This is a genomic window from Bradyrhizobium sp. 27S5, assembly GCF_037217225.1.
GTDB lineage: Bacteria > Pseudomonadota > Alphaproteobacteria > Rhizobiales > Xanthobacteraceae > Bradyrhizobium > Bradyrhizobium septentrionale.
Map to the genome: position 1 here is coordinate 3,912,495 of NZ_CP147714.1, position 20,728 is coordinate 3,933,222.

General features: G+C 65.6%; 15 protein-coding genes. 4 read left to right on the forward strand and 11 right to left on the reverse strand.

The annotated features are described in order from the left end of the window. Positions 1–359: 359 nt before the first annotated feature. From rnd to WDM24_RS18045, 6 genes are all read right to left on the reverse strand, one after another. Positions 360–1,508 (reverse strand): ribonuclease D, encoded by a 1,149-nt coding sequence (rnd, locus tag WDM24_RS18020; RefSeq protein WP_166296159.1) that lies wholly within the window; start codon positions 1,506–1,508, stop codon positions 360–362. A gap of 941 nt (positions 1,509–2,449) precedes the next feature. Further along, positions 2,450–3,604 (reverse strand): acyltransferase, encoded by a 1,155-nt coding sequence (locus WDM24_RS18025; protein ID WP_338831965.1) that lies wholly within the window; start codon positions 3,602–3,604, stop codon positions 2,450–2,452. 88 nt (positions 3,605–3,692) lie between these two features. Continuing rightward, positions 3,693–4,901: a chromate efflux transporter gene (gene chrA, locus WDM24_RS18030; RefSeq protein WP_338832400.1), complete on the reverse strand. Its 1,209-nt coding sequence runs from the start codon at positions 4,899–4,901 to the stop codon at positions 3,693–3,695. A gap of 116 nt (positions 4,902–5,017) precedes the next feature. Beyond that, positions 5,018–6,322, reverse strand: coding sequence for an SLC13 family permease (locus WDM24_RS18035; protein WP_338831966.1), 1,305 nt, complete (start codon positions 6,320–6,322; stop codon positions 5,018–5,020). A 149-nt stretch (positions 6,323–6,471) separates the two neighbouring features. Continuing rightward, complete coding sequence (locus WDM24_RS18040; protein ID WP_338831967.1) at positions 6,472–6,864, reverse strand: VOC family protein; 393 nt, start codon at positions 6,862–6,864, stop codon at positions 6,472–6,474. A gap of 330 nt (positions 6,865–7,194) precedes the next feature. After that, entirely contained in the window at positions 7,195–8,094 is a 900-nt protein-coding gene (locus tag WDM24_RS18045) for a LysR family transcriptional regulator (protein WP_338832401.1), read from the reverse strand. Positions 8,095–8,214: 120 nt separating this feature from the next. On the opposite strand from WDM24_RS18045, the gene WDM24_RS18050 reads away from it, so the two are divergent. After that, on the forward strand, positions 8,215–9,204 hold the full coding sequence (locus WDM24_RS18050; protein WP_338831968.1) for a zinc-dependent alcohol dehydrogenase family protein: 990 nt from the start codon (positions 8,215–8,217) through the stop codon (positions 9,202–9,204). A 7-nt stretch (positions 9,205–9,211) separates the two neighbouring features. Here WDM24_RS18050 and WDM24_RS18055 read toward each other — a convergent pair whose 3' ends face one another. Then, the gene (locus tag WDM24_RS18055; RefSeq protein WP_338831969.1) at positions 9,212–10,684 is read right to left on the reverse strand and encodes a protein adenylyltransferase SelO; all 1,473 of its coding nucleotides are present in this window, start codon (positions 10,682–10,684) and stop codon (positions 9,212–9,214) included. Positions 10,685–10,880: 196 nt separating this feature from the next. Between WDM24_RS18055 and aspS the strand changes: the two genes are divergently transcribed. Beyond that, a complete protein-coding gene (aspS, locus tag WDM24_RS18060) occupies positions 10,881–12,656 on the forward strand; it encodes an aspartate--tRNA ligase (protein WP_338831970.1) in 1,776 nt (591 codons plus the stop codon). Between the two features lie 177 nt (positions 12,657–12,833). On the opposite strand, the gene WDM24_RS18065 is transcribed toward aspS, so the two are convergent. Next, positions 12,834–14,846 (reverse strand): hypothetical protein, encoded by a 2,013-nt coding sequence (locus WDM24_RS18065; protein WP_338831971.1) that lies wholly within the window; start codon positions 14,844–14,846, stop codon positions 12,834–12,836. A 223-nt stretch (positions 14,847–15,069) separates the two neighbouring features. Here WDM24_RS18065 and WDM24_RS18070 point away from each other — a divergent pair, with 223 nt between their 5' ends. Together WDM24_RS18070 and WDM24_RS18075 are read left to right on the forward strand one after the other, a co-directional pair. Next, positions 15,070–17,379: an NADP-dependent malic enzyme gene (locus WDM24_RS18070; protein WP_166204562.1), complete on the forward strand. Its 2,310-nt coding sequence runs from the start codon at positions 15,070–15,072 to the stop codon at positions 17,377–17,379. 87 nt (positions 17,380–17,466) lie between these two features. Further along, positions 17,467–17,919, forward strand: coding sequence for a DoxX family protein (locus tag WDM24_RS18075; RefSeq protein ID WP_166294732.1), 453 nt, complete (start codon positions 17,467–17,469; stop codon positions 17,917–17,919). Positions 17,920–18,071: 152 nt separating this feature from the next. Here the strand turns inward: WDM24_RS18075 and WDM24_RS18080 are convergent, their stop codons facing one another. The 3 genes from WDM24_RS18080 to WDM24_RS18090 all read right to left on the reverse strand — a co-directional run bounded on the left by WDM24_RS18080 (position 18,072) and on the right by WDM24_RS18090 (position 20,505). After that, positions 18,072–18,638, reverse strand: a complete 567-nt coding sequence (locus WDM24_RS18080) for a dihydrofolate reductase (protein ID WP_166294734.1) — start codon at positions 18,636–18,638, stop codon at positions 18,072–18,074. 110 nt (positions 18,639–18,748) lie between these two features. Then, on the reverse strand, positions 18,749–19,753 hold the full coding sequence (locus WDM24_RS18085) for a polysaccharide deacetylase family protein (protein ID WP_338831972.1): 1,005 nt from the start codon (positions 19,751–19,753) through the stop codon (positions 18,749–18,751). Positions 19,754–19,935: 182 nt separating this feature from the next. Then, positions 19,936–20,505 carry a glutathione peroxidase gene (locus WDM24_RS18090; protein WP_338831973.1) on the reverse strand — a complete coding sequence of 190 codons (570 nt, stop codon included), beginning with the start codon at positions 20,503–20,505 and terminating at the stop codon, positions 19,936–19,938. Between the last annotated feature and the right edge of the window lie 223 nt (positions 20,506–20,728).

The window sequence follows — 20,728 nt, forward strand, 5'->3', positions numbered from 1 at the left end:
TCCCAGTTTAGACATAAAAAAGACGCGGCCACGTTTTCCACGTGCCACGCCACAAGCGGGCTTTCCGCTGTCTGTTCAATTCGGGGGTCTTCAGATCCAAAGTCTTCAAGTCCGAAGTTTCGCCTCTCGAAGCCTTGGATATCAACGTCGCGAAACGCACAGTCGAACGGCCGCAATCCGATTGTGAAGCGATTGCAACACGAAAATTGCGCCTTAGCAAGCCAGCTCGCCGCGGTAGTTTCGCGTGACGCAACCGGAGCCTGTGGCCGGCGGAGGCCGCCATGGCGCATTCGGCCACTGGCCGACAGTGCGGGGCGCTGCCGCTTCGCGCGCAGCAGAGGGCTCCGACCCGACGTGAGCTAGCTCCGATCCACCCGCACCACGCGGCCCTTGTCGATCGCGAGCGCGAGCTGGCCGTGCTTGAGCTTGAGCGCGGCCTCGCCGAACAATTCGCGCCGCCAGCCGTGCAGGGCGCCGACCTCGGCCTGATCATCGGCCGCGATCTGCTCGAGATCGTCGACGGTGGCGATCACCTTGCTGGCGACGCCGTGGCGCTCCGAGGTCATGCGCAGCAGCACCTTCAGCAGCTCGACGGTCGCGGCACCATTGGAATTGTTGCGCGGCTTTTCCAGCTTGGGGAGCGAGGCCTGGTCGCGCGCCAGCCCGCGCTGCACGGCAGCAATGATGTCGGCGCCCCATTTCGAGCGCTCAAAACCCTTCGGCAGCGAACGCAGATTGCCGAGCTTGTCGAGCGAGGTCGGCGCATGGGTGGCGATATCGCCGACCGCATCGTCCTTGAGCACGCGCGAGCGCGGCACGTCGCGGCTCTGCGCCTCCTGCTCGCGCCAGGCCGCGACCTCGATCAGCACCGCGAGTTCGCGCGGCTTGCGGACGCGGGTCTTGAGCCGCTCCCAGGCGCGCTCGGGATGGAAATCGTAGGTCTTCGGCGAGGTCAGGACCTCCATCTCCTCGCTGACCCACTCGCTGCGGTCGCGCTTCCTGAGATCGGCGTCGAGCGCCGCGAACACTTCGCGCAGATGGGTGACGTCGGACACCGCGTAGTGCAGCTGCTCCTCGCTCAGCGGGCGGCGCGACCAGTCGGTGAAGCGATGGGTCTTGTCGGGACGGTGGCCGGTGACGCGATCGACCAGCTGGTCATAGGCGATGCTGTCGCCATAGCCGAGCACCATGGCGGCGACCTGGGTGTCGAAGATCGGATGCGGGATGGTGCCGGAAAGGTGCCAGACGATTTCGATGTCCTGCCGCGCGGCATGAAACACCTTCAGCACGGCCTCGTTCGACATCAGATCGAAGAACGGCTTGAGGTCGATGCCGGGCGCCAGCGCGTCGACCACGACGGCTTCATCCGCGCTCGCCATCTGCACGACGCAGAGCAGCGGATAGTAGGTCGTCTCCCGCAGGAACTCGGTGTCGACGGTGATGACCTTGTGTTGAGCGAGCCGGTCGCAGGCGGCGGCGAGGTCGGGGGTCGTGCTAATCAGATCCATGAACAGTCCATAACGGCTTGACCCCACGCGTTCTGCCGAAAGGGCAGCTATGTCAAGGGTCTTGCTGGGATTTTGGCCCTGCACGAGGTGAGGGACAGGGCATTTTTGAATTGATTGGGCGTGATTCGAGGGGGTTTTCGGCCTGGTCGTGCCGCGAATTCGTCCGTCGTCCTGGCGAAAGCCAGGACCGATAACCACCGAAATTCGTTGACCGGGGGATCGCGGCCCCCGACTTCGTGCGGCAATTGGCACTTGGGGTAATGGGTCTTGGCTCCCGTGCGCAATTGCGCACTAGGCCAGGACGACGATGAGGATGGTTCTCGATTCAAGGCGTCACACCACGCGCTGTCATCACCCGCGCATGCGGGTGATCCAGTATTCCAGAGACGCCGGTGCCTGAGCCGGAAGGCCGCGGCGTACTGGATCGCCCGGTCAAGCCGGGCGATGACGGTTGTGGTGGGGACGCAGCGCTCTCGCGACATGATTTGTCCGAGCTTTGCTTCTCGTTCCGCCCTCTCTCTCGCAGAGGGCGCAGGGAAAGCCGGGTGCCGATCGCACCCATGGGCCCCGTGCAAAAGGTAGAAAGCACGGGGGTAGGACCACAGGTGTAACCGGAAACAACCCGGCTTTCCCTGCGCGATGGGCTACGGCTTACTTCGTGCTCTCCCCGGCGAGACTGGGCTTGCTTGTCACCGTCTTCGCAACGCGCATCGCGCAATTCGAAAAGACACCTGCCGCTAGGGCGTCAGGACCACACGACTTCACCGTCCGCCTCATGCGCATTCGTCGACTGCGCACTCCGCGTCCACCGCATCTCGACCCACGTTCGTGACGACCGCGAAGCGCCCCTCGATCGGGTGAGACGGGCGAACCATACACCGAGTTGGATATTCCGATAAACGGAAATATTTTTGCATAAGGGGCTTGCGCCGTCGGGCAACTCAGTGATTGGCGATCCCGCCGGCCTCGACCGGCGCGGTGATGCGGTCCCGATCGATCCGGGCCTCCCGCGCGCGAATGCGCGAGGGCCATCCGTGCCGCGAGGCCAGCTGCGTGAGCTTGTCCCTGACGAGACCATGCGCGGGAGCTTCGAGGAAGCGCCAGACAAACCACGCCAGCACGACGACGGCTGTGAGAACGAGCGCGGTCGAAAGCGCATCCGGCGTTGGCGTCATCGCAAGCAGGATCACGTAACCGAGCTGCAGATGCAGCAGATAGAGCGGATAGGTGATGCCGCCCACGGCGCTGACGAGGCCAGCCGGCAGCGGCACCGACTTGATGCGGGTGGCGGCGAACACGATGCCGAGCGAGACGATGCAGACGGCCGTGACGACGATGGGATCGAAGCTACCATGGGTGTGGACGCCGAGCCGTTCCAGCTTGTGCACGGCCTGGAACGTCGCCGTTCCCATCGCCAGCGTCAGCAGGCTGTAGAGCCTGGTGTCGCGCCGTCCCCGGTAATGTTCATAGATCAGGAGCCCGACGGCGAAGAAGCCGCTGTCGTCGGCCATGAAGAGTTTCTCGAACAGGGGAATGTCGAGGGTCAGTTCGTTGACGAAGGTGATGGCGATCCATGCCACGATGATCGTGTCGATCCGCCGCGGGAAGATGCCCCAGGCCAGGAACAGCGCGACCCAGACGTAGAACACGACCTCGATCACCAGCGACCAGTAGGCGTCGTCCATATAGGGCTGACCGAACATCGGTGCCGCAATGAACAGGTTTGCCAGCCATTGCCCCCACGTTACGTGGAACCATGCATGGCCCACGAGCAGCGTCGCGAGGAAGGTCAGCGTCATGCAGATGACGAAGGTTGGATAGATGCGGCTGAAGCGGGCGATCGCGAAGCCGACCGGCGTGCGGCCTTCGGCAGAGTAGGCAATGACGAAGCCGCTGATCGCGAAGAACACGGGGACGCCGAGGAAACCATATTGCGCGACCGGCGCGAGATACGGCATCGCGACCTGCTGAACGCCGTGCGATGCTGGACCCCAGAAGCCGTAATGATACAGGATCACGGCCCCGACCGCGGCGAGCCGCAGCAGGTCCAGTATCGGAACCCTGGTCGGGCCCGGTTGCTCATTAACTTCCGGCATCAGCCGCTCCGGGGAACAGGCCCGGCATTCTGGCGGCGAGGCATGAAGGCGTCCTTAATCCGGCCGGGGCTGAGGCCAGCCCGGCTGTTCACGATTGCAGGAGCCCGATCGCGATGCCGGCTGCCGCACAGAGGACGACCACGAGCAGCGGCGGGGCGCGCCATGCCGTGAGCAGCACGAAGCCCGCCAGTGCGATGCCGAAATCGAGCGGACGGTGCACGCTGCTGGTCCAGACCGGATCGTAGAGTGCCGCACCGAGGATGCCGACCACGGCGGCGTTGACGCCGCGCATCATCGCCTGCACAGCCGGGCGCTTGCGGAAGCCGTCCCAGAACGGCAGCGCCGCGAGCAGGACGAGAATTCCCGGCAGGAAGATGCCGACGAGGCCGACGATGGCGCCCGGCACGCCGCCGATCACGGTGCCGAGATAGGCCGCGAAGGTGAACAGCGGGCCCGGCACGGCCTGCGCGGCGCCGTAACCGGTCAGGAACGCATCGTCGCCGATCCAGCCTGGCGTCACCACGGCTTCGCGCAGAAGCGGCAGCACGACGTGGCCGCCGCCGAACACCAGTGCGCCGGAGCGGTAGAAGGCCTCGAACAGGCCGAGGCCGGGCCATGCCCGGGCCAGCAGTGGTAGTCCGGCGAGCAGCGCGAGGAACAGGATCAGCGCGCCTATGCCAACGCGGCGCGACACCGGCATTGCGATGTGGGTGACGCCGTCGGCCGGTTGTGCCCGGCAGAGCCAGAACCCGGCGACGGCGCCGAGAATGATGGCGCCGATCTGCGCGATCGACGAAGCGCTCGCGAGGATCATCAGTGCCGCCACTGTCGCAATCGAGGCGCGCTCGCGGTCGGGACAGAGCGACCGCGCCATGCCCCAGACGGCTTGCGCCACGATCGCGACCGCGACGAGCTTGAGGCCATGCACCAGGCCTGCGCCGGCCGGGCCGCTCAATCCGCCGGCGCCGAAGGCAAACAGCACCAGCGCAATCGCTGACGGCAGCGTGAAGCCGGTCCAGGCCGCCAGCGCGCCGAGGTAGCCGGCGCGCATCAGGCCGAGCGAAAAGCCGACCTGGCTGCTCGCAGGGCCCGGCAGGAACTGGCAGAGCGCGACCAGATCCGCATAGGCCTGCTCGTCAAGCCAGCGCCTGCGGGTGACGAACTCGTCGCGGAAATAGCCGATATGGGCGATCGGGCCGCCGAAGCAGGTGACGCCGAGCTTGAGGAAAATGAGCAGCACCTCGAGCGGCGAATGGCCGGCGCGCGCAGTTGAGGGCGGTGTGCTGGATTGCTGCATATCGGTGTCGTTCAAGCGTCGTCAATTCCCGGACTTGCATCACATGTCAGTGGACTCATCAGCGAAGGATATCGCCCTTTGGTGACGCCTGAGCGCGATATTTCTTGCGACGCCGCTCAGCCGATCCAGCCGAGCAACCTGAACCAGACGAGATAGAGCGGCGCGAGCACGACGAACGAGATCAGGCCGACGACGAGACACATCTTCACCGTCGCGCCGGCCGGCACCCGCGCCATGCCGGCGGCGACGACGATCGGGGCAGCCTGATACGGTAATAGCGGCGTCGCATAAGCGAACACTTGCGACATCAGGACGGTCGGCAGCGTGAGGCCGGTGTGCGCGGCAAGCGAGGAGGCCAGCGGCGTGAACACCGCGGGGACGCCGTTTGCGGTGACGACGAAGTTCAGCAGGCTGGCAAGCCCGATCATCGATGCAAAATCCGCTGCCGGCCGCGCGGGATCGAGCGGCAGATGCGGAATGATGAGATCGCCGATCGCAGTGCCGAGCCCGGACCAGGCGACGACGGCGGCAAGCCCGAGGATGCCGCCGAGATAAATGCAGGTGCGGACGTTGACGCCGGCAGCGAATTCCTCGCCGTTAAGGAAGCCGACGCGAGGCAGCAGGCAGAGACATGCGGAGACCAGCCCGACCCATGCCGGGCGGATGCCGTGCAGGCTATCCGTCATCCAGAATGCGAGCGTGGCAAGCAGGATGATCGAGAGCCGCCATTCCGCCGCGCTCATGGGTGTCGTCTCGGTGCCGCCCTCGATCGGCTTGGGCGATGCCGGAAACAGCCACACCAGACAGCCGATCAGCACGATGCCCTTGAGGATGCCGATCACGGGCGCGTGCAGCAGAAGATACGACATGTAGTCGAAACGCACGCCATAGGCCCGCTCGGCGGCGCCGGTCATGATCAGGTTCGGCACATTCGCCGGCAGGATCGAGGCCGAGAGCTGATAGGTGCCAAAACCCACCGCGAGCGCGAGCGCATGACGGCCCGGCGATCCCTCCGCGAGGCCGGCGCGATCGGCCAGCGCCAGGATGATCGGCATCAACAGCGCGATGCGGCCCATGTTCGAGGGCATCACGAAGGCCAGCGCATAGGTCAGCACAATGACGCCGGCGACCATCCGGAGCCAGGAGCCGGTGAGATGTCCGGCAAGGGCGCGCGCGATCCGGTCGGCGAGCCCGACCTTGCGGATCGCGCTGCCGATCACGAAGCCGCCGAGCACCAGCCAGAATGCTTCCGACTGGAAGCCGGAGAACAGCACGTCCGGCGGCGCCGCGTGAAACACCGCGACCGCGGCGAAGAACAACAGCGCGGTAAGAAATTCCGGCAGCAGGCTGGTGGCCCACAGCAGGATGGCGATCGCGGCAAACCAGCCGGGATGGATCAGCGAGGAGGCGGTCTCGGTCATGGCAGGGAATCAATGGCGCGAAGGCGGGACGACGGCGACCATAGCACCGCGGAAGCCGGCTGTGCGGCCGCGGTCAGGCAGGGCTGAGGTGTCGGGATGGTGGGACGACCGGCGCGCGGCGTGGAGTCAATGTGGAGGCCGATGCGGCTTTACGCGAAACGCCGATGGCAGACGGCTTCGATACGGTTGCCGTCCGGGTCGCGTAGAAACGCTCCGTAGTAGTGTGGATGATATTCGGGACGAAGACCCGGCGCGCCATCGTCCGATCCTCCTGCCGAAAGCCCGGCACGCCAAAAAGCGTCAACCTGCTCCCTGAGTTGCGCCTTGAAGCACCAATGCCGCCCGTATGCTGCTTCGGGGACAGGTCCGGGGCGTATCAGCAAATAGGTCAGGTCCGGATGATCTGCGTCACAGCGCTCGCCGTAGCTGATCCACGTCTCACCGCTGCTCATCTTGGTGACGGCGAGCGCCGCCATCACGGCGTCGTAAAAGGGCTCGGCAACGCGGATGTTGGATACGGTGATGGAGACGTGGTCCAACATGAACGATCTCCTCCATTGACGGGACGGCCCGAGCGGGACGCCGGTCTATCACACACCGATCCGCGCCAGCTGCTCACTCGTAGCGCATGTTCTTCGACGGCCGGCGCGACGCCGGCATCGCCAGCACGACGAGGCACAGCGCAATCATCGCCAATCCCATAAATTCAAATGCAAATGCGTCCACGGGCCGTCCTCCCCCATTAGAAACAGTTAGACTTGTTGGGGGAGCGTTGACGCGCTGTTAAGCCTTATGGTTACCACGGCCGGCCTCCTTGCATGGTGGAGGGTGAGTTAACGCTCACGTGGTGCCGCGGGAACAAGGCGATCGCGCTACGCCACGAGTTTCGGCAGCGCGGCTGCGAGTGCGTCCACGGCAAGCCGGACTTTGCGCGGCAGTCGCGGCGTCGGCAGCCAGAGCGCGTGGCAGTCGTAGGGAAGTTCTCCTTCGGTGCCGAGAACGCGGACCAGCGCGCCGCTGTCGAGGCGTTCGCGCACCAGCCAGGAGGGCAGCCACGCCAGCCCCATGCCGCGCGCCGCAGCGTCGGCGATCGCTTCGAGATCGTCGAGCCTGAGCCGGCCGGCCGGCCAGACTTCTCGCGGCGGCTGACCGTCGCGCGGGAACAGCCACGGGCGAACGCCCCCGGAGCGGCGATAGACGATCGCCTGGTGCTGGTCGAGTTCGTCGAGCGCGCGGGGTTTGCCGTGGGCCTTCAAATACGCGCGCGAGCCGCACACCACCATGCGCTGGCGCGCGATGCGCCGCGCGATTACGCCGGATTGCTCGTTGAGCTCGCCGGTCCTGATCGCAAGGTCGTAGCCGCCCTCCATCAGATCGGCGACCGGATCGCCGAACGCGAGATCGAGCTCCAGCGCAGGATATTTCTGCGCCAGCTTGAGCAACGTGGGGACGACGCAAATGCGGCCGAGCAGGGCCGGCATCGTCACCCGCAGCCGTCCGCGTGGTTCGGACAGTTGATCGGAAGCGAGCGCATCGGCCGCGTCCGCTTCGGCAAGCACCGTGCGGCAGCGCTCGTAATAGACGTGTCCGAACTCGGTCAGGCTCTGGCGTCGCGTGGTGCGGTGGATCAGGCGGACGCCGAGCCGCGCTTCGAGGAAGCGGACATGCTTGCCGACCATCGGACCGGACATCTCAAGCGCCTCGGCGGCGGCGGCGAAGGAGCCGAGATCGACCGCCTTGAGAAAGACGGCCATGCTGGTCAAGCGGTCCATCATTCGAAACCCCCAGTTTTGACTGCTTAGTCTGCGGGATGATTTATCTACTGAATTTGCCTTGGCATAGCTTCATTCAAGCAAACTGTTTTGCAATTCAACTGTTTTGGAGTGTTGCCAATGGCTCGCGTCGTTCGTTTCCATCAACATGGTGGTCCCGAGGTGCTGCGGATCGAGGATGTGGCGATCGCGCCACCTGCGCGCGGCGAGATCCAGATCCGGATCAAGGCGCTCGGACTGAACCGCGCCGAGGCCTTGATGCGTACGGGGACCTATATCGAGACGCCGACGCTGCCATCCGGCCTCGGCCTCGAAGCTGCCGGCATCGTCGAGGCGATCGGCGAGGGCGCCGGCGGTTTCGCGCCCGGGGATGCCGTCAGCATCGTGCCGCCGATCTCGATGGCGCGCTGGCCGGCTTATGGCGAACTCGCGACGTTCCCGGCCGAACTGGTCGTCAAGCATCCGCCGGCGCTGGGGTTCGAGACGGCGGCCGCAGTGTGGATGCAGTACCTCACGGCATATGGCGCCTTGATCGATGTTGCGCGGCTCGCCCGTGCGGAGTTCGTCGTGATCACGGCGGCCTCGAGCAGCGTCGGGCTAGCGGCGATCCAGATCGCCAATCGTATTGGTGCGATACCGATCGCGGTGACGCAGACCTCCATCAAGAAGCAGGCGCTGCTTGAGGCGGGCGCTGCCCACGTCATTGCGTCGGCGGAGGAGGATTTGCAGTTGCGGCTCGAGGGCATCGCGGGGCCGAACGGTGTTCGTGTGGTGCTCGACGCAGTCGGTGGCCCCGCCTTCATGCCGCTGACATCAGCGATGGCGCACGGCGGCATCCTCATCGAGTATGGCGGGCTCAGTCCGGAGCCGACGCCGTTTCCGCTGTTCACCGTGCTGAGCAAGAGCCTAATCCTGCGCGGCTACCGCGTGCACGAGATCGTCCGCGATCCGGCGCGGCTGGCCGCGGCAAAGGCGTTCACCCTCGATGGGCTTGCCGACGGCGCGCTGAAACCGATCATCGCCAGGACGTTTCCGTTCGAGGAGATCGTCGAGGCGCATCGGTACCTGGAGTCGAACGTGCAGTTCGGCAAGATCGTCGTGACGGTGTGAGGGCGCCTCACGTCCCGCAGAACGTCTGCGTCACGCGCTGTTCGGGGAGCGGCGGATCGGCGTAGGCGGCGAACTGCGGCTGGTCCTGATACGGCTTCGCCAGCACCGTCAGCAGTTCTTCGAACGGCGCGTAGTCGTCGCTGTTGACGGCGGCCGCGATCACCGCCTCGATGCGATGGTTGCGCGGGATGAAGGCCGGGTTGACGGCGCGCATCGCGGCCTTGCGTTCGGCCGGCGTCTGCTGTTCCAGCGCGAGGCGAGCGCGCCAGCGGGGGGCCCATTCGTCGAACGCTGCGGGATCGGTGAACTGCGCGCGGACGTCGGCGGCGTCGTCGCTTGCCGCCTCGCCGAGATGGCGGAAGGTCGGCGTGAAGTCGGCACCGTTCTTTGCCATCGCGTCGAGCAGGTCCTGGATCAGCGCCTCGTCGCCGTCGCGCGCGGTGAACAGGCCGACCTTGGCACGCAGCCCGGCCTGATAGGCCGCGGTGAATTTTTCCGGGAAGTCGCCGAGGATCACTTGCGCCTGTTCAATTGCCTTCTCCTGGTCGTCGGCGAACAGCGGCAGCAGGCATTCGGCGAGCCGGGTCAGATTCCACAAAGCGATGCGCGGCTGGTTGGCGTAGGCGTAGCGGCCCATCTCGTCGATCGAGGAGAACACCTGTGCCGGGTTGTAGGCGTCGAGGAAGGCGCAGGGGCCGTAGTCGATGGTCTCGCCCGAGATCGACGTGTTGTCGGTGTTCATCACGCCGTGGATGAAGCCGACCAGCAGCCAGCGCGCGACCAGCGCGGCCTGTCGCGCGACGACGCCCGCGAGCAGCGCGTGATAGGGCTGGGCGGCGTCCTTCAGCTCGGGATAGTGTCTGATGATGACGTGGTCGGCCAGCGCACGGACGCCGTCGGTGTCGCCGCGGGCGGCGAAGAACTGGAAGGTGCCGACGCGGATGTGGCTCGAGGCGATGCGGGTCAGGACGGCGCCCGGCAGCGCGGTCTCGCGCATCACGGGCTCACCGGTCACGACGGCGGCGAGCGAACGGGTGGTCGGAATGCCCAATGCAAACATCGCCTCGCTGACGATGTATTCGCGCAGCACCGGGCCGAGCGCGGCGCGGCCGTCGCCGCGGCGGGAGAACGGGGTCGGGCCACTTCCCTTGAGCTGGATGTCGCGGCGGACGCCGTCCGTGTCGATGACCTCGCCGAGCAGGATGGCGCGGCCGTCGCCGAGTTGGGGAACAAAGTGGCCGAACTGGTGGCCGGCATAGGCCATCGCGATCGGGTCGGCGCCGTCAGGCAGGCGCTTGCCGGCGAGGATTTCGGCGCCCTCCGGGGTCGACAGCAGCTCCGGATCCAGCCCGAGCTGGAGCGCGAGCGGCCGGTTCAGTCTGATCAGCCGGGGGGCGGCCACCGGGGTCGGCGCGACACGGGCGAAAAAGTTCGCCGGCAGCGCCGAATAGGTGTTCTGGAACGGGAAATGGATGGTCATGTCGGGAAGATAGGCCTGCGGGCCGAATAGGCAAACGATTGGCGGCTCCGACGCGGAAAATCTGCCGTTTGCCCCGAAAACCGGCCGTTCCATTGGTTGCCGCACCCGGCCCCGTCGGGTAAACCCTCCGCAACTTCGGATAGGGCATTTTGGCCCTGTCGCGATTCGACCCTCCGACATCAGTTTTGGAACGAATATGCATCGCTACCGGTCACACACATGCGGCGCGCTCCGAGAGAGCGATATCGACCAGACGGCCAGGCTGTCAGGCTGGGTCCATCGTGTCCGGGACCATGGCGGCGTGCTGTTCGTCGATTTGCGCGACCATTACGGCATCACCCAATGCGTGGCCGATCCGGACTCGCCGGCGTTCGCCGAGGTCGAGAAGTTCCGCTCGGAGTGGGTGGTGCGGATCGACGGCAAGGTGCGCCACCGTCCCGCCGGCACCGACAATCCCGAACTGCCGACCGGCATGATCGAGGTCTACATCAAGGAGATCGAGGTGCTTGGCCCGGCGGCCGAGCTGCCGCTGCCGGTGTTCGGCGAGCAGGAATATCCTGAGGACATCAGGCTGAAGTACCGCTTCCTCGACCTGCGTCGCGAGAAGCTGCACCAGAACATCATGACCCGCGGCGCGGTGGTCGATTCCATGCGCAAGCGGATGAAGGAGCAGGGCTTCTTCGAATTCCAGACCCCGATCCTGACGGCGTCCTCGCCGGAGGGCGCGCGCGACTTCCTGGTGCCGTCGCGGATCCATCCCGGCAAGTTCTACGCGCTGCCGCAGGCGCCGCAGCAGTACAAGCAGCTGTTGATGATGTCGGGCTTCGACCGCTACTTCCAGATCGCGCCGTGTTTCCGGGACGAGGACCCGCGCGCCGACCGTCTGCCGGGCGAGTTCTATCAGCTCGACGTCGAGATGAGCTTCGTCGAGCAGGACGACGTGTTCGCGGCGATGGAGCCTGTCATCACCGGCGTGTTCGAGGACTTTGCCAAGGGCAAGCCGGTGACGAAGAACTGGCCGCGGATTCCGTTTGCCGAGGCCGTGCGCAAATACGGTTCCGACAAGCCCGACCTGCGCAACAAGATCGTGATGCAGGAAGTCTCCGAGCACTTCCGCGGCTCCGGCTTCAAGGTGTTCGCGCGGATGCTCGAGGACCCGAAGAACCAGGTCTGGGCGATCCCGGGCACCGGCGGGGGCTCGCGCGCGTTCTGCGACCGCATGAACTCGTGGGCGCAGGGCGAGGGCCAGCCCGGCCTCGGCTACATCATGTGGCGCGAGGGCGGCGAGGGCGCGGGTCCGCTTGCCAACAACATCGGCCCGGAACGCACCGCTGCGATCCGCGACCAGCTCGGCCTCAAGGAGGGCGACGCGGCGTTCTTCGTCGCCGGCGATCCGGAGAAGTTCTGGAAATTCGCCGGCCTTGCCCGAACGAAACTCGGCGAGGAGCTGAACCAGATCGACAAGGACCGGTTCGAACTCGCCTGGATCGTCGACTTCCCGATGTACGAGTATGACGAGGAGAACAAGAAGGTCGACTTCTCGCATAACCCGTTCTCGATGCCGCAGGGCGGCCTCGACGCGCTGAAGTCGCAGGACCCGCTGACCATCAAGGCTTTCCAGTACGACATCGCCTGCAACGGCTACGAGATCGCCTCCGGCGGCATCCGCAACCACAAGCCGGAAGCGATGGTGAAGGCGTTCGAGATCGCCGGCTATGGCGAGCAGGAGGTCATCGACCGCTTCGGCGGCATGTACCGTGCGTTCCAGTACGGCGCGCCGCCGCATGGCGGCATGGCGGCCGGTCTCGACCGCATCGTGATGCTGCTCTGCGGCACCAACAATCTGCGCGAGATCTCGCTGTTCCCGATGAACCAGCAGGCCATGGATCTGCTGATGGGCGCGCCGTCGGAAGCGACGCCAAAGCAGCTCAAGGAGCTGCACATCCGCACCAACCTGCCGGCGAAGGGCTGACGGCGGGTCTTCACCTCGCCCCGCCTGCGGGGAGAGGTCGGATCGCATCGCAGATGCGATCCGGGTGAGGGGGAGTCGCCGCGAGTCCGTTCGCTAGCATTTTTGCGGAAGCAGCCCCTCACCCCAACCCTCTCCACGTAAGAACGGGGAGAGGGAAAAGAACGGGGAGTGGGGCGATCACAACCCCGTCGAGGCCTCGATCCGGAATTGCGCCAGCGCCGATTGCGGATCGATCTTGAGCAGTTGCATCAGCTGAAGCGCCGGCGCTTTGGCGCGCGGCGTCAGCTTGACGACCAGCGTCTGCCCCGGCGTCTCGATGAACCGGCTGATGGCGGTGATGAGGGCAGTGGCGTCGGGATTGCTGCCGCCGATCGCATCGCCCTGCGCCTTGATGGTTTCGAGGATGGCGCTGCGTGCAGCCTCGCGGCCCACATTCTGGCTGCGCGCGTACTGCGCGACCGCGAGATCGATGACGCCGAGGTCATGGACGGTGAGCTCGATCGCGCTGGCCTCGATCTGCGCTGCCCCGCCCATGGCCTCGGCAGCGTTGGCCGAAAATGCCTCGCGCGGCACGTTGCCGAGCGAGACCTTCGCTGACGCCTTCACAAGCCCCGCCATGTCGAACTTGACCGGCTCGAGCGCGAACGAGCGCGACGCCTCGGTCCAGGCAGCGCCGAGATCGGCGTCGACGACCATCCGGTCGATCCCGGCCGCGATCAGCGGCTGCTGCCGCGGGTCGGAGGCATCCACCGGTGCGGCCAACTTCGCCACCAGGCGCAGTCTGCTCGGGATCGATCCGACGAACTGACCCCAGTCGAGGCTGAACACATCGATGTTGACCGGCTTGCCGGTGGATTTGTACGGCGTCGCGACGCCCTTGAGCTCGATGCCCTCGAGCAGCGGAAACAGCGCCAGCGCCTGTTCCGCCGACGGCTTCTCGGCGGAGAACTGCGCCGACAGCCGCATGAAGTTGGCGACGTCGAGCGACTTCAGCGCGAAGCGTCCGACCTTGATGGGACCCTGTGGTCCACGTCCATCGAGCCCCTCGACGGCAAGCTCGCCGATCTTGCCGTGTTCGAAATTGAAGCGCACCGAGGACAGCTTGAGCGGGCCCTGCGGCGTCTCAACCGAGAGCCCACGTATCTCGGCATTTCCGATGCCGGCACCCGAATAAAGGCCGGCGACCTTCTCAAGCAATTCGCGCGCCTGGGCCGGAGACGGCGGCGCGCTGCCCGGCGGCGGGATCATCGCCAGCAGCGCCGGCAGTTGCATCCGCGACGGGTTGATCCTGACGTCGTCGACCGTGACGCCCTCGATCCGCATGTTCAGGCCAGGCGTGGCGGCGACGGCATCAGGCGTCACGGTGATCACATAGGGACCGACCGAAACGTGGCCCTGAACCCGATAGTCCCGGTCGTCATTGGCCTTGGCCGGATCGAACATCGCTGCCATCGCACCGACGTCGATATCGGTCGCGGCGATATTGGCGAGGTCGCCGGTCATCTTGACCGGCTTGCCTGCCGCCTGCGAATTGATCCTGAACGCAACCTTGTCGGTCTTGCTCGACGCGATCTTTCCGTCCTTCATGTTTTCGATGGCAAGGCCCGAATAGTCGAATGTGCCGCCGGCGCCGTCGCCGGCATGTGCGGCGGCGCTGAAGGTCAGCGCTCCGGTCAAGCTGGGCGCGGTCACCGACGACGCATTGATGTTCGCGAGCTGGGCGAACGCGAACCGGTACAACTCGACGATGGACGACGAGGCCGGAAGCTGGGGTAGGCCGGCGGGAGCGGAATAGTCCTTCACCGTGATCCGCGGCGCCTTGTAGGTCAGGGAGGCGATCGTCGGGCTCGGCCCCGCCACGCCAATCTCGACATCGCTGAACTCGAGCTTGTCGGCGGAGACCCGTGCCGCCTCCGTTTGACCGAGGCCTGTCATCGTGAGGCTGGCAATCTTGACGCTGACCGGGGACTGCGCTCCCGTCTCGGTGGCGATGTCTGCAATCGTCAAGGTGCGGCTCTTGACGTCGAAGGCGATCTTGCCGTGGCTCGCCTTGGCGCCGGTGGCGCGGACCTGCTCGAAGGCGGCCTCGACCTCGCGCGTGACCCGGCGCTGGGCATAGAGGTCGAAGCCGAAGAAGCCGCCGACCGCAATGACAATGACAGCGATCAGGCCGAGCAGAATTTTCTTCATTCGGTCAACTCCGGATCATCAAGGGAAAAAAATTGCCAATCCGCGGCCAGAAGGTGCAGCATCACTGAACGGGCCCGCCCGGGCCTGTTGACGGGGATATTATCGGATGTTGCATCCAAGCGGCTGGACATGCTTCACATCCGGCTCGGTTTGCCGGACAACTGACTTTCGCCTGGATTAGCACAGAAACAAGAAATTTGGGCCGGAAACGCGGGGAGCACGCATGTCGTCATCGTCTGAAGAACTCCATAACGCGGCGCTCGCCTATCACCGGCTGCCGCGGCCGGGCAAGCTCGAGATCCAGGCGATCAAGCCGCTTGCCAACCAGCGCGACCTGGCGCTGGCCTATTCGCCGGGCGTCGCCGCCGCCTGCACCGAGATCGCCAAGAACCCCGCCGAGGCGGCGACCCTGACCGCCCGCGCCAATCTGGTGGCCGTGGTCTCGAACGGCACGGCCGTGCTCGGTCTCGGCAATATCGGTCCGCTTGCCTCCAAGCCCGTCATGGAAGGCAAGGCGGTGCTGTTCAAGAAATTCGCCGGCATCGACGTGTTCGATATCGAGATCAAGGCCGACACGATCGAGCGCGTGGTCGAGACCGTCGCCGCGCTGGAGCCGACTTTCGGCGGCATCAATCTCGAAGACATCCGCGGACCGGAGTGCTTCGAGATCGAGGCGCAGCTCAAGGAGCGCATGAATATCCCGGTGTTCCACGACGACCAGCATGGCACCGCCATCATCGTCGCAGCCGCGATCGTCAACGCACTGCTGCTGAACGGCAAGAAGCTGCCCGACGTCAAGATCGTCTGCTCGGGTGCCGGCGCGGCGGCGATCGCGACGCTCAACCTGCTGGTCTCGATGGGCGCGCAGCGCAAGAACATCTGGGTCTGCGACATCGACGGCGTGGTCTATGAAGGCCGCAACACCACGATGGATCGCTGGAAGGCGGTCTATGTCCAGAAGACCGACGCGCGCGTGCTGGCGGACGTGATTCCGGGCGCGGACATCTTCATCGGGCTGTCGGCGCCGGGCGTGCTGAAGCCGGAGATGGTCAAACAGATGGGGGATGGGCCGCTGGTGATGGCGCTCGCCAATCCGGTGCCCGAGATCATGCCGGAAGAGGCGCGGGCGGCGCGACCCGATGCGATGATCTGCACGGGACGGTCGGACTATCCGAACCAGGTCAACAACGTGCTCTGCTTCCCCTTCATCTTCCGCGGCGCGCTCGACGTCGGCGCCACCGCGATCAACGAGGCGATGAAGCACGCCGCGGTCGACGCGATCGCGCAGCTCGCGCGCGATCCGCCGTCGGATGCGGTGGCCCATGGCTTCGAGACCGGCGAGACGCAGGGGTTCGGCCCGGGCTCGCTGATCCCGAGCCCGTTCGACCCGCGCCTGATCCTGCGCATTGCGCCGGCCGTGGCCAAGGCCGCGATCGAGTCCGGCGTCGCGACACGGCCGATCACCAATTTCGACGAATACGCGGCCAATCTCGAGCGCTTCTCGTTCCGCTCCGGCCTCACCATGAAGCCCGTGTTTGCCAAGGCGAAGACCCAGCCGGTGCGCGTGATCTACGCCGAAGGCGAGGATGAGCGCGTGCTGCGCGCGACCCAGGTGGTGCTCGAGGAGAAGCTGGCGCGGCCGATCCTGGTCGGCCGTCCATCGGTGGTCGAGACGAGGATCAAGCGCTTCGGCCTGTCGATCAAGGCCGGCCGCGATTTCGACCTGGTCAATCCCGAGGACGATCCGCGCTACCGTTCCTACGTGCAGTCCTATATCGACGTCGCCGGCCGGCGCGGGGTGACGCCCGAGGGCGCGCGGACCGTGGTTCGCACCAACAACACGGTCATCGCCGCGCTCGCGGTGTCGCGCGGCGAGGCCGATGCGATGCTGTGCGGTGTCGAGGGCCGCTACATGAGCCATCTGCGCCATGTCCGCGAGATCATCGGCTTCCTGCCGGGGGTCAGCGACTATGCCGCGCTGGCGCTGATGATCACCTCCACCGGCGCGCATTTCCTCGCCGACACCCAGGTGCGGCCGAACCCGAGTGCGGAGGAGCTCGCCGAAGTGGCGTCGCTCGCGGCGATCCATGTCCAGCGCTTCGCCTTCAAGCCGAGGGTCGCCTTCGTGTCACATTCCGACTTCGGCAGCTATGATACGGACTCCTCGCGCAAGATGCGGCGGGCCACCCAGCTCCTGAAGGACAAGCATCCGGAGATCGAGGCCGACGGCGAAATGCAGGGCGACACCGCGCTGTCGGCGGTGGCGCGCAAGCTCGTGCTGCCGCAATCGCGGCTGGAAGGCGAGGCCAACATCCTGATCATGCCGAACCTCGACGCCGCCAACATCGCCTACCAGATGATCAAATCGCTCGCCAACGCGCTGCCGGTGGGGCCGATCCTGATCGGTCCGGCGCGCCCGGCGCACATCCTCACCCCCGGTGTGACGGCGCGCGGCATTCTCAACATGACGGCGGTTGCCGCCGTCGAAGCCCAGGAGCGCGCCGGCCGCGCGCAGCCGACGCTCTTTGGCTGAGACCGATTCGATTTGATCGAAGCAGGTGGAGCGACCATAATCGCTCCGCCTGCTTCGTCCGATTCTGCCATCCAGTGAGGCCGACCCATGCCAGCGTTGATCACCTTCGGGCGCGTTCTGTTCGCCGTGCTGTTCCTGTATTCGGGGGCGACCAAGCTGTTCGGCATCCAGGCGACGGCGGATTTGTTCATGGCCAAGGTGACCATTCCCGCCGTGATCGCGCCCTATACGCAGCAGATCGAAACCTTCGCCGGCATGCCGTTCATGCAGCTCCTGGCGATCACGATCGGCGCCTTCGAGATCATCGCCGGCCTGATGATCGCTGTGAACGTGCTGGCGCGGTTCTTCGCGATCCTTTTGATCATCTTCGTCTGCTTTACGACCTTCTACTTCCACGATTTCTGGAATCAGGCGGCGCCTGACAACGGCAAGACCCTGATGGAGGCGCTGAAGAACCTGTCGCTGATCGGCGCATTGTTCATCATCGCCGGCTACGGCCGCGGCCCGCGCCGCGATGAGCCGGCGTATGGGGACGTGTAAACAGGACGGTAGCGTAGGGCGGGTTAGCCGACCACGTCCGCCGTAGCTCAACGAGCAAAGGCGGAAGGCGTAACCCGCCGATCTGAGCATCGGGTACGAAAGACGGCGGGTTACGCTGACGCTAACCCGCCCTACGATCTAACCAGCAACAATCAACCCACCCGCCGCCACGGCGTCACGCTGACATCCTGCGCGGCATCGATCAGTTGCGGCGCGCCGGCGTGAAGGCCGTGCACAGCAAGCACCTGCTGCGGGGTGCGGGCAGGGACGCCCGGAAAGCACGGCTCGCCGTCGGGGATGCGCACCCTTGGCGCGACCGACAGCCAGAACGTGTCGTAGCGGTCCATGAACATGCCGAACACGCCGGGGCCGCCGATGATGGCAACCATGCCCGATGTCACGCCGGCCTCGCGGCTCGCGGTCTCGAACGGACAGCCGGCCGGATTCCACAACAGCGCCTTCGGATTGTCCGGATCGGGCGCGGTGGCCGCGACCTTGCCGGTCAGGATCAGGCGGCGCCGCTTCGGCGCGTTCGGCTGCTCTTCCTGGGAGTGACGGCCATGCACGACGAGGTCGGCGCGGTCGAGGGCAGCGGTGAAGAACCGCTTGTCGCCCTCGATCTTGAGATCGTCGGGCATCACATTGTGAGCATTCGCCAGCCGGCCATCGGCGGAGACGATGACGAACCCTTCGATACGCAACCCGGACACCAGAGCCATTTCCGTTCCGATCGAATCGGAACGGGGCTCTGGATTGTTGTTGTGACGCGTTTTCTTCACGCGAACCGGTACCCACTTCGCTCGAAAACGCTCTAGAACTGTCGCGCGCGCTATTGCTGATCGACCGTGGTGACGACGCTGTTCACCGGCCGCGAGCTCACGGTCGGCAGCTTGACGTCCTTGGCGAGCTCCTGCTCGTATTGCGGCAGCACCGTCACGGGGAATTTGGCGCGCATCGCGACCACCTTGTAACCGCCGGCCTTGAGCTGCTGCAGCAGCGCGGGCAGCGCCTCCGCGGTGTGCTTCTGGAAGTCGTGCATCAGGATGATGCCCTTGCCGAGCTTGTTCAGCTTCTTCATCACCGTGTCGATCACCTGCTGCGGCTTGCTCGATTTGAAGTCGAAGGAGTCGAGGTCGCAGGAGAAGATCGCGATGTTGCGGTTGCCGAGATAGGTCACCATCTCCGGCGGGTGCTGCAGCGCCGGGAAGCGGAAGAACGGCGAGGGTGAAACCTCGAGCGCCCATTTGACCGCGGCATAGCCGCGCTCGATCTCGTCCTTCTTCTGATCCTCGGTCAGCTTCTTGTTGTTCAGATTGGCGTGCGACCAGGTGTGCGCGCCGACCGTGTGGCCGGCGGCATACACCTGACGCAGGATTTCAGGGTGATAGGTGGCGTGCTTGCCGATCGGGAAGAAGATGCCCGTGGTGCATTCATCCGCGAGCGCCTTCAACACCGCGGGCGTGTTGGCCGGCCACGGACCGTCGTCGAAGGTCAGCACCACTTCATGGTCGCGCAGGAAGTCGAGCTGCTTGAAATGCTCGAAGCCGAAGCCGGGCCCGCCGGTGGTGTCGATCTCGACGGTGCGGCCGACGCCGAGCGCGTTCGGATTGTTGCAGGCAGCGCGCGCCGGCTGCGGCGGTTGCTTCGGCGGCACTGGTGCGGCGTTTGCGGTGGCGGGCGCAGGTGTCGCGGCGGCGGGCGCTGGCGCTGCGGCCGCTGGTGCTGCCGCCGGCGCTGCCGCAGCGCCCTTGGCGGGCGGCGTCTGCGACCAAGCTGCGCTCGACGCGAGCAACGATACGGTCCCTGCGAAAATCAGACCTGCCGCAATGCGCATGGCGTGTTCCCTGCTGATCGCGCTTCCGTGCCGGCGTTGCCGCACCCGGACCGCTTCACCCCCAACCGATCGTACCCTAGTCGCAGTCGCGACGCCAAGGCAATGAAGGTGGGCGGGCGCGTGCCCAAAATCCTCGTCGGATCAGTTAATTCCGGGGATTATCTTGAGATTATCTTGGCTTCTCAGGCGGCCGCCAATGTCCGTGCGATTGCGGTCTTGATGCGGGTGTCGTCGGGCGTGACCGACTCAGGGAAGACGTCGGCGATGTAGCCGTCGCGGCCGATCAGGTATTTGTGGAAATTCCAGCGCGGCACGTCCTTCGGCCGCGCCTCGGCCGCCCAGCGGTAGAACGGATGCGCGCTCGCGCCCCGGACCACCGCCTTCGCTGCGATCGGGAAGGTGACGCCGTATTGATGCTGCGCGGTCTCGGCGATCTCGGTTGGGCCGCCGGGCTCCTGGCCGCCGAAATCATTCGAGGGCACGCCGATGATGACGAAGCCGCGCTCGCGGAATTCGGTCCACAATTGCTGCAGGCCTGCATATTGCGGCGTGAAGCCACAGAGCGAGGCCGTGTTCACGATCATCAGGGGATGGCCGGCATAGTCGGCAAGGCTGATATCGCCGCCCGAGAGTGCGGGGAAGGAGAAGGCGTAGGCCGTGATCTGGCTCATTGCGGGCTGCTCCGCGTGCAGCGCACGGGATCCTGCGGCCGCGGCCAAGGCCGTCACGATCAGTGTTCGGCGGTTGATCATGATGATGTCCCCGGATCGGATGTGCCTGACATGATAATCCAGAGCGCAGGCCCAAGCCTTCAACAAGGCGTTACGGAAGGGAACATCTTAGCCGTCATGCCCGGCCTTGTGCCGGGCATCCACGTCTTCGCTCCAACGGGCGAGAAAGACGTGGATGGCCGGGACATAGGCGAGCGGAAGCGACGCCGTCCTTCGGACGGCTACGCCCGGCCACGACGGAAAG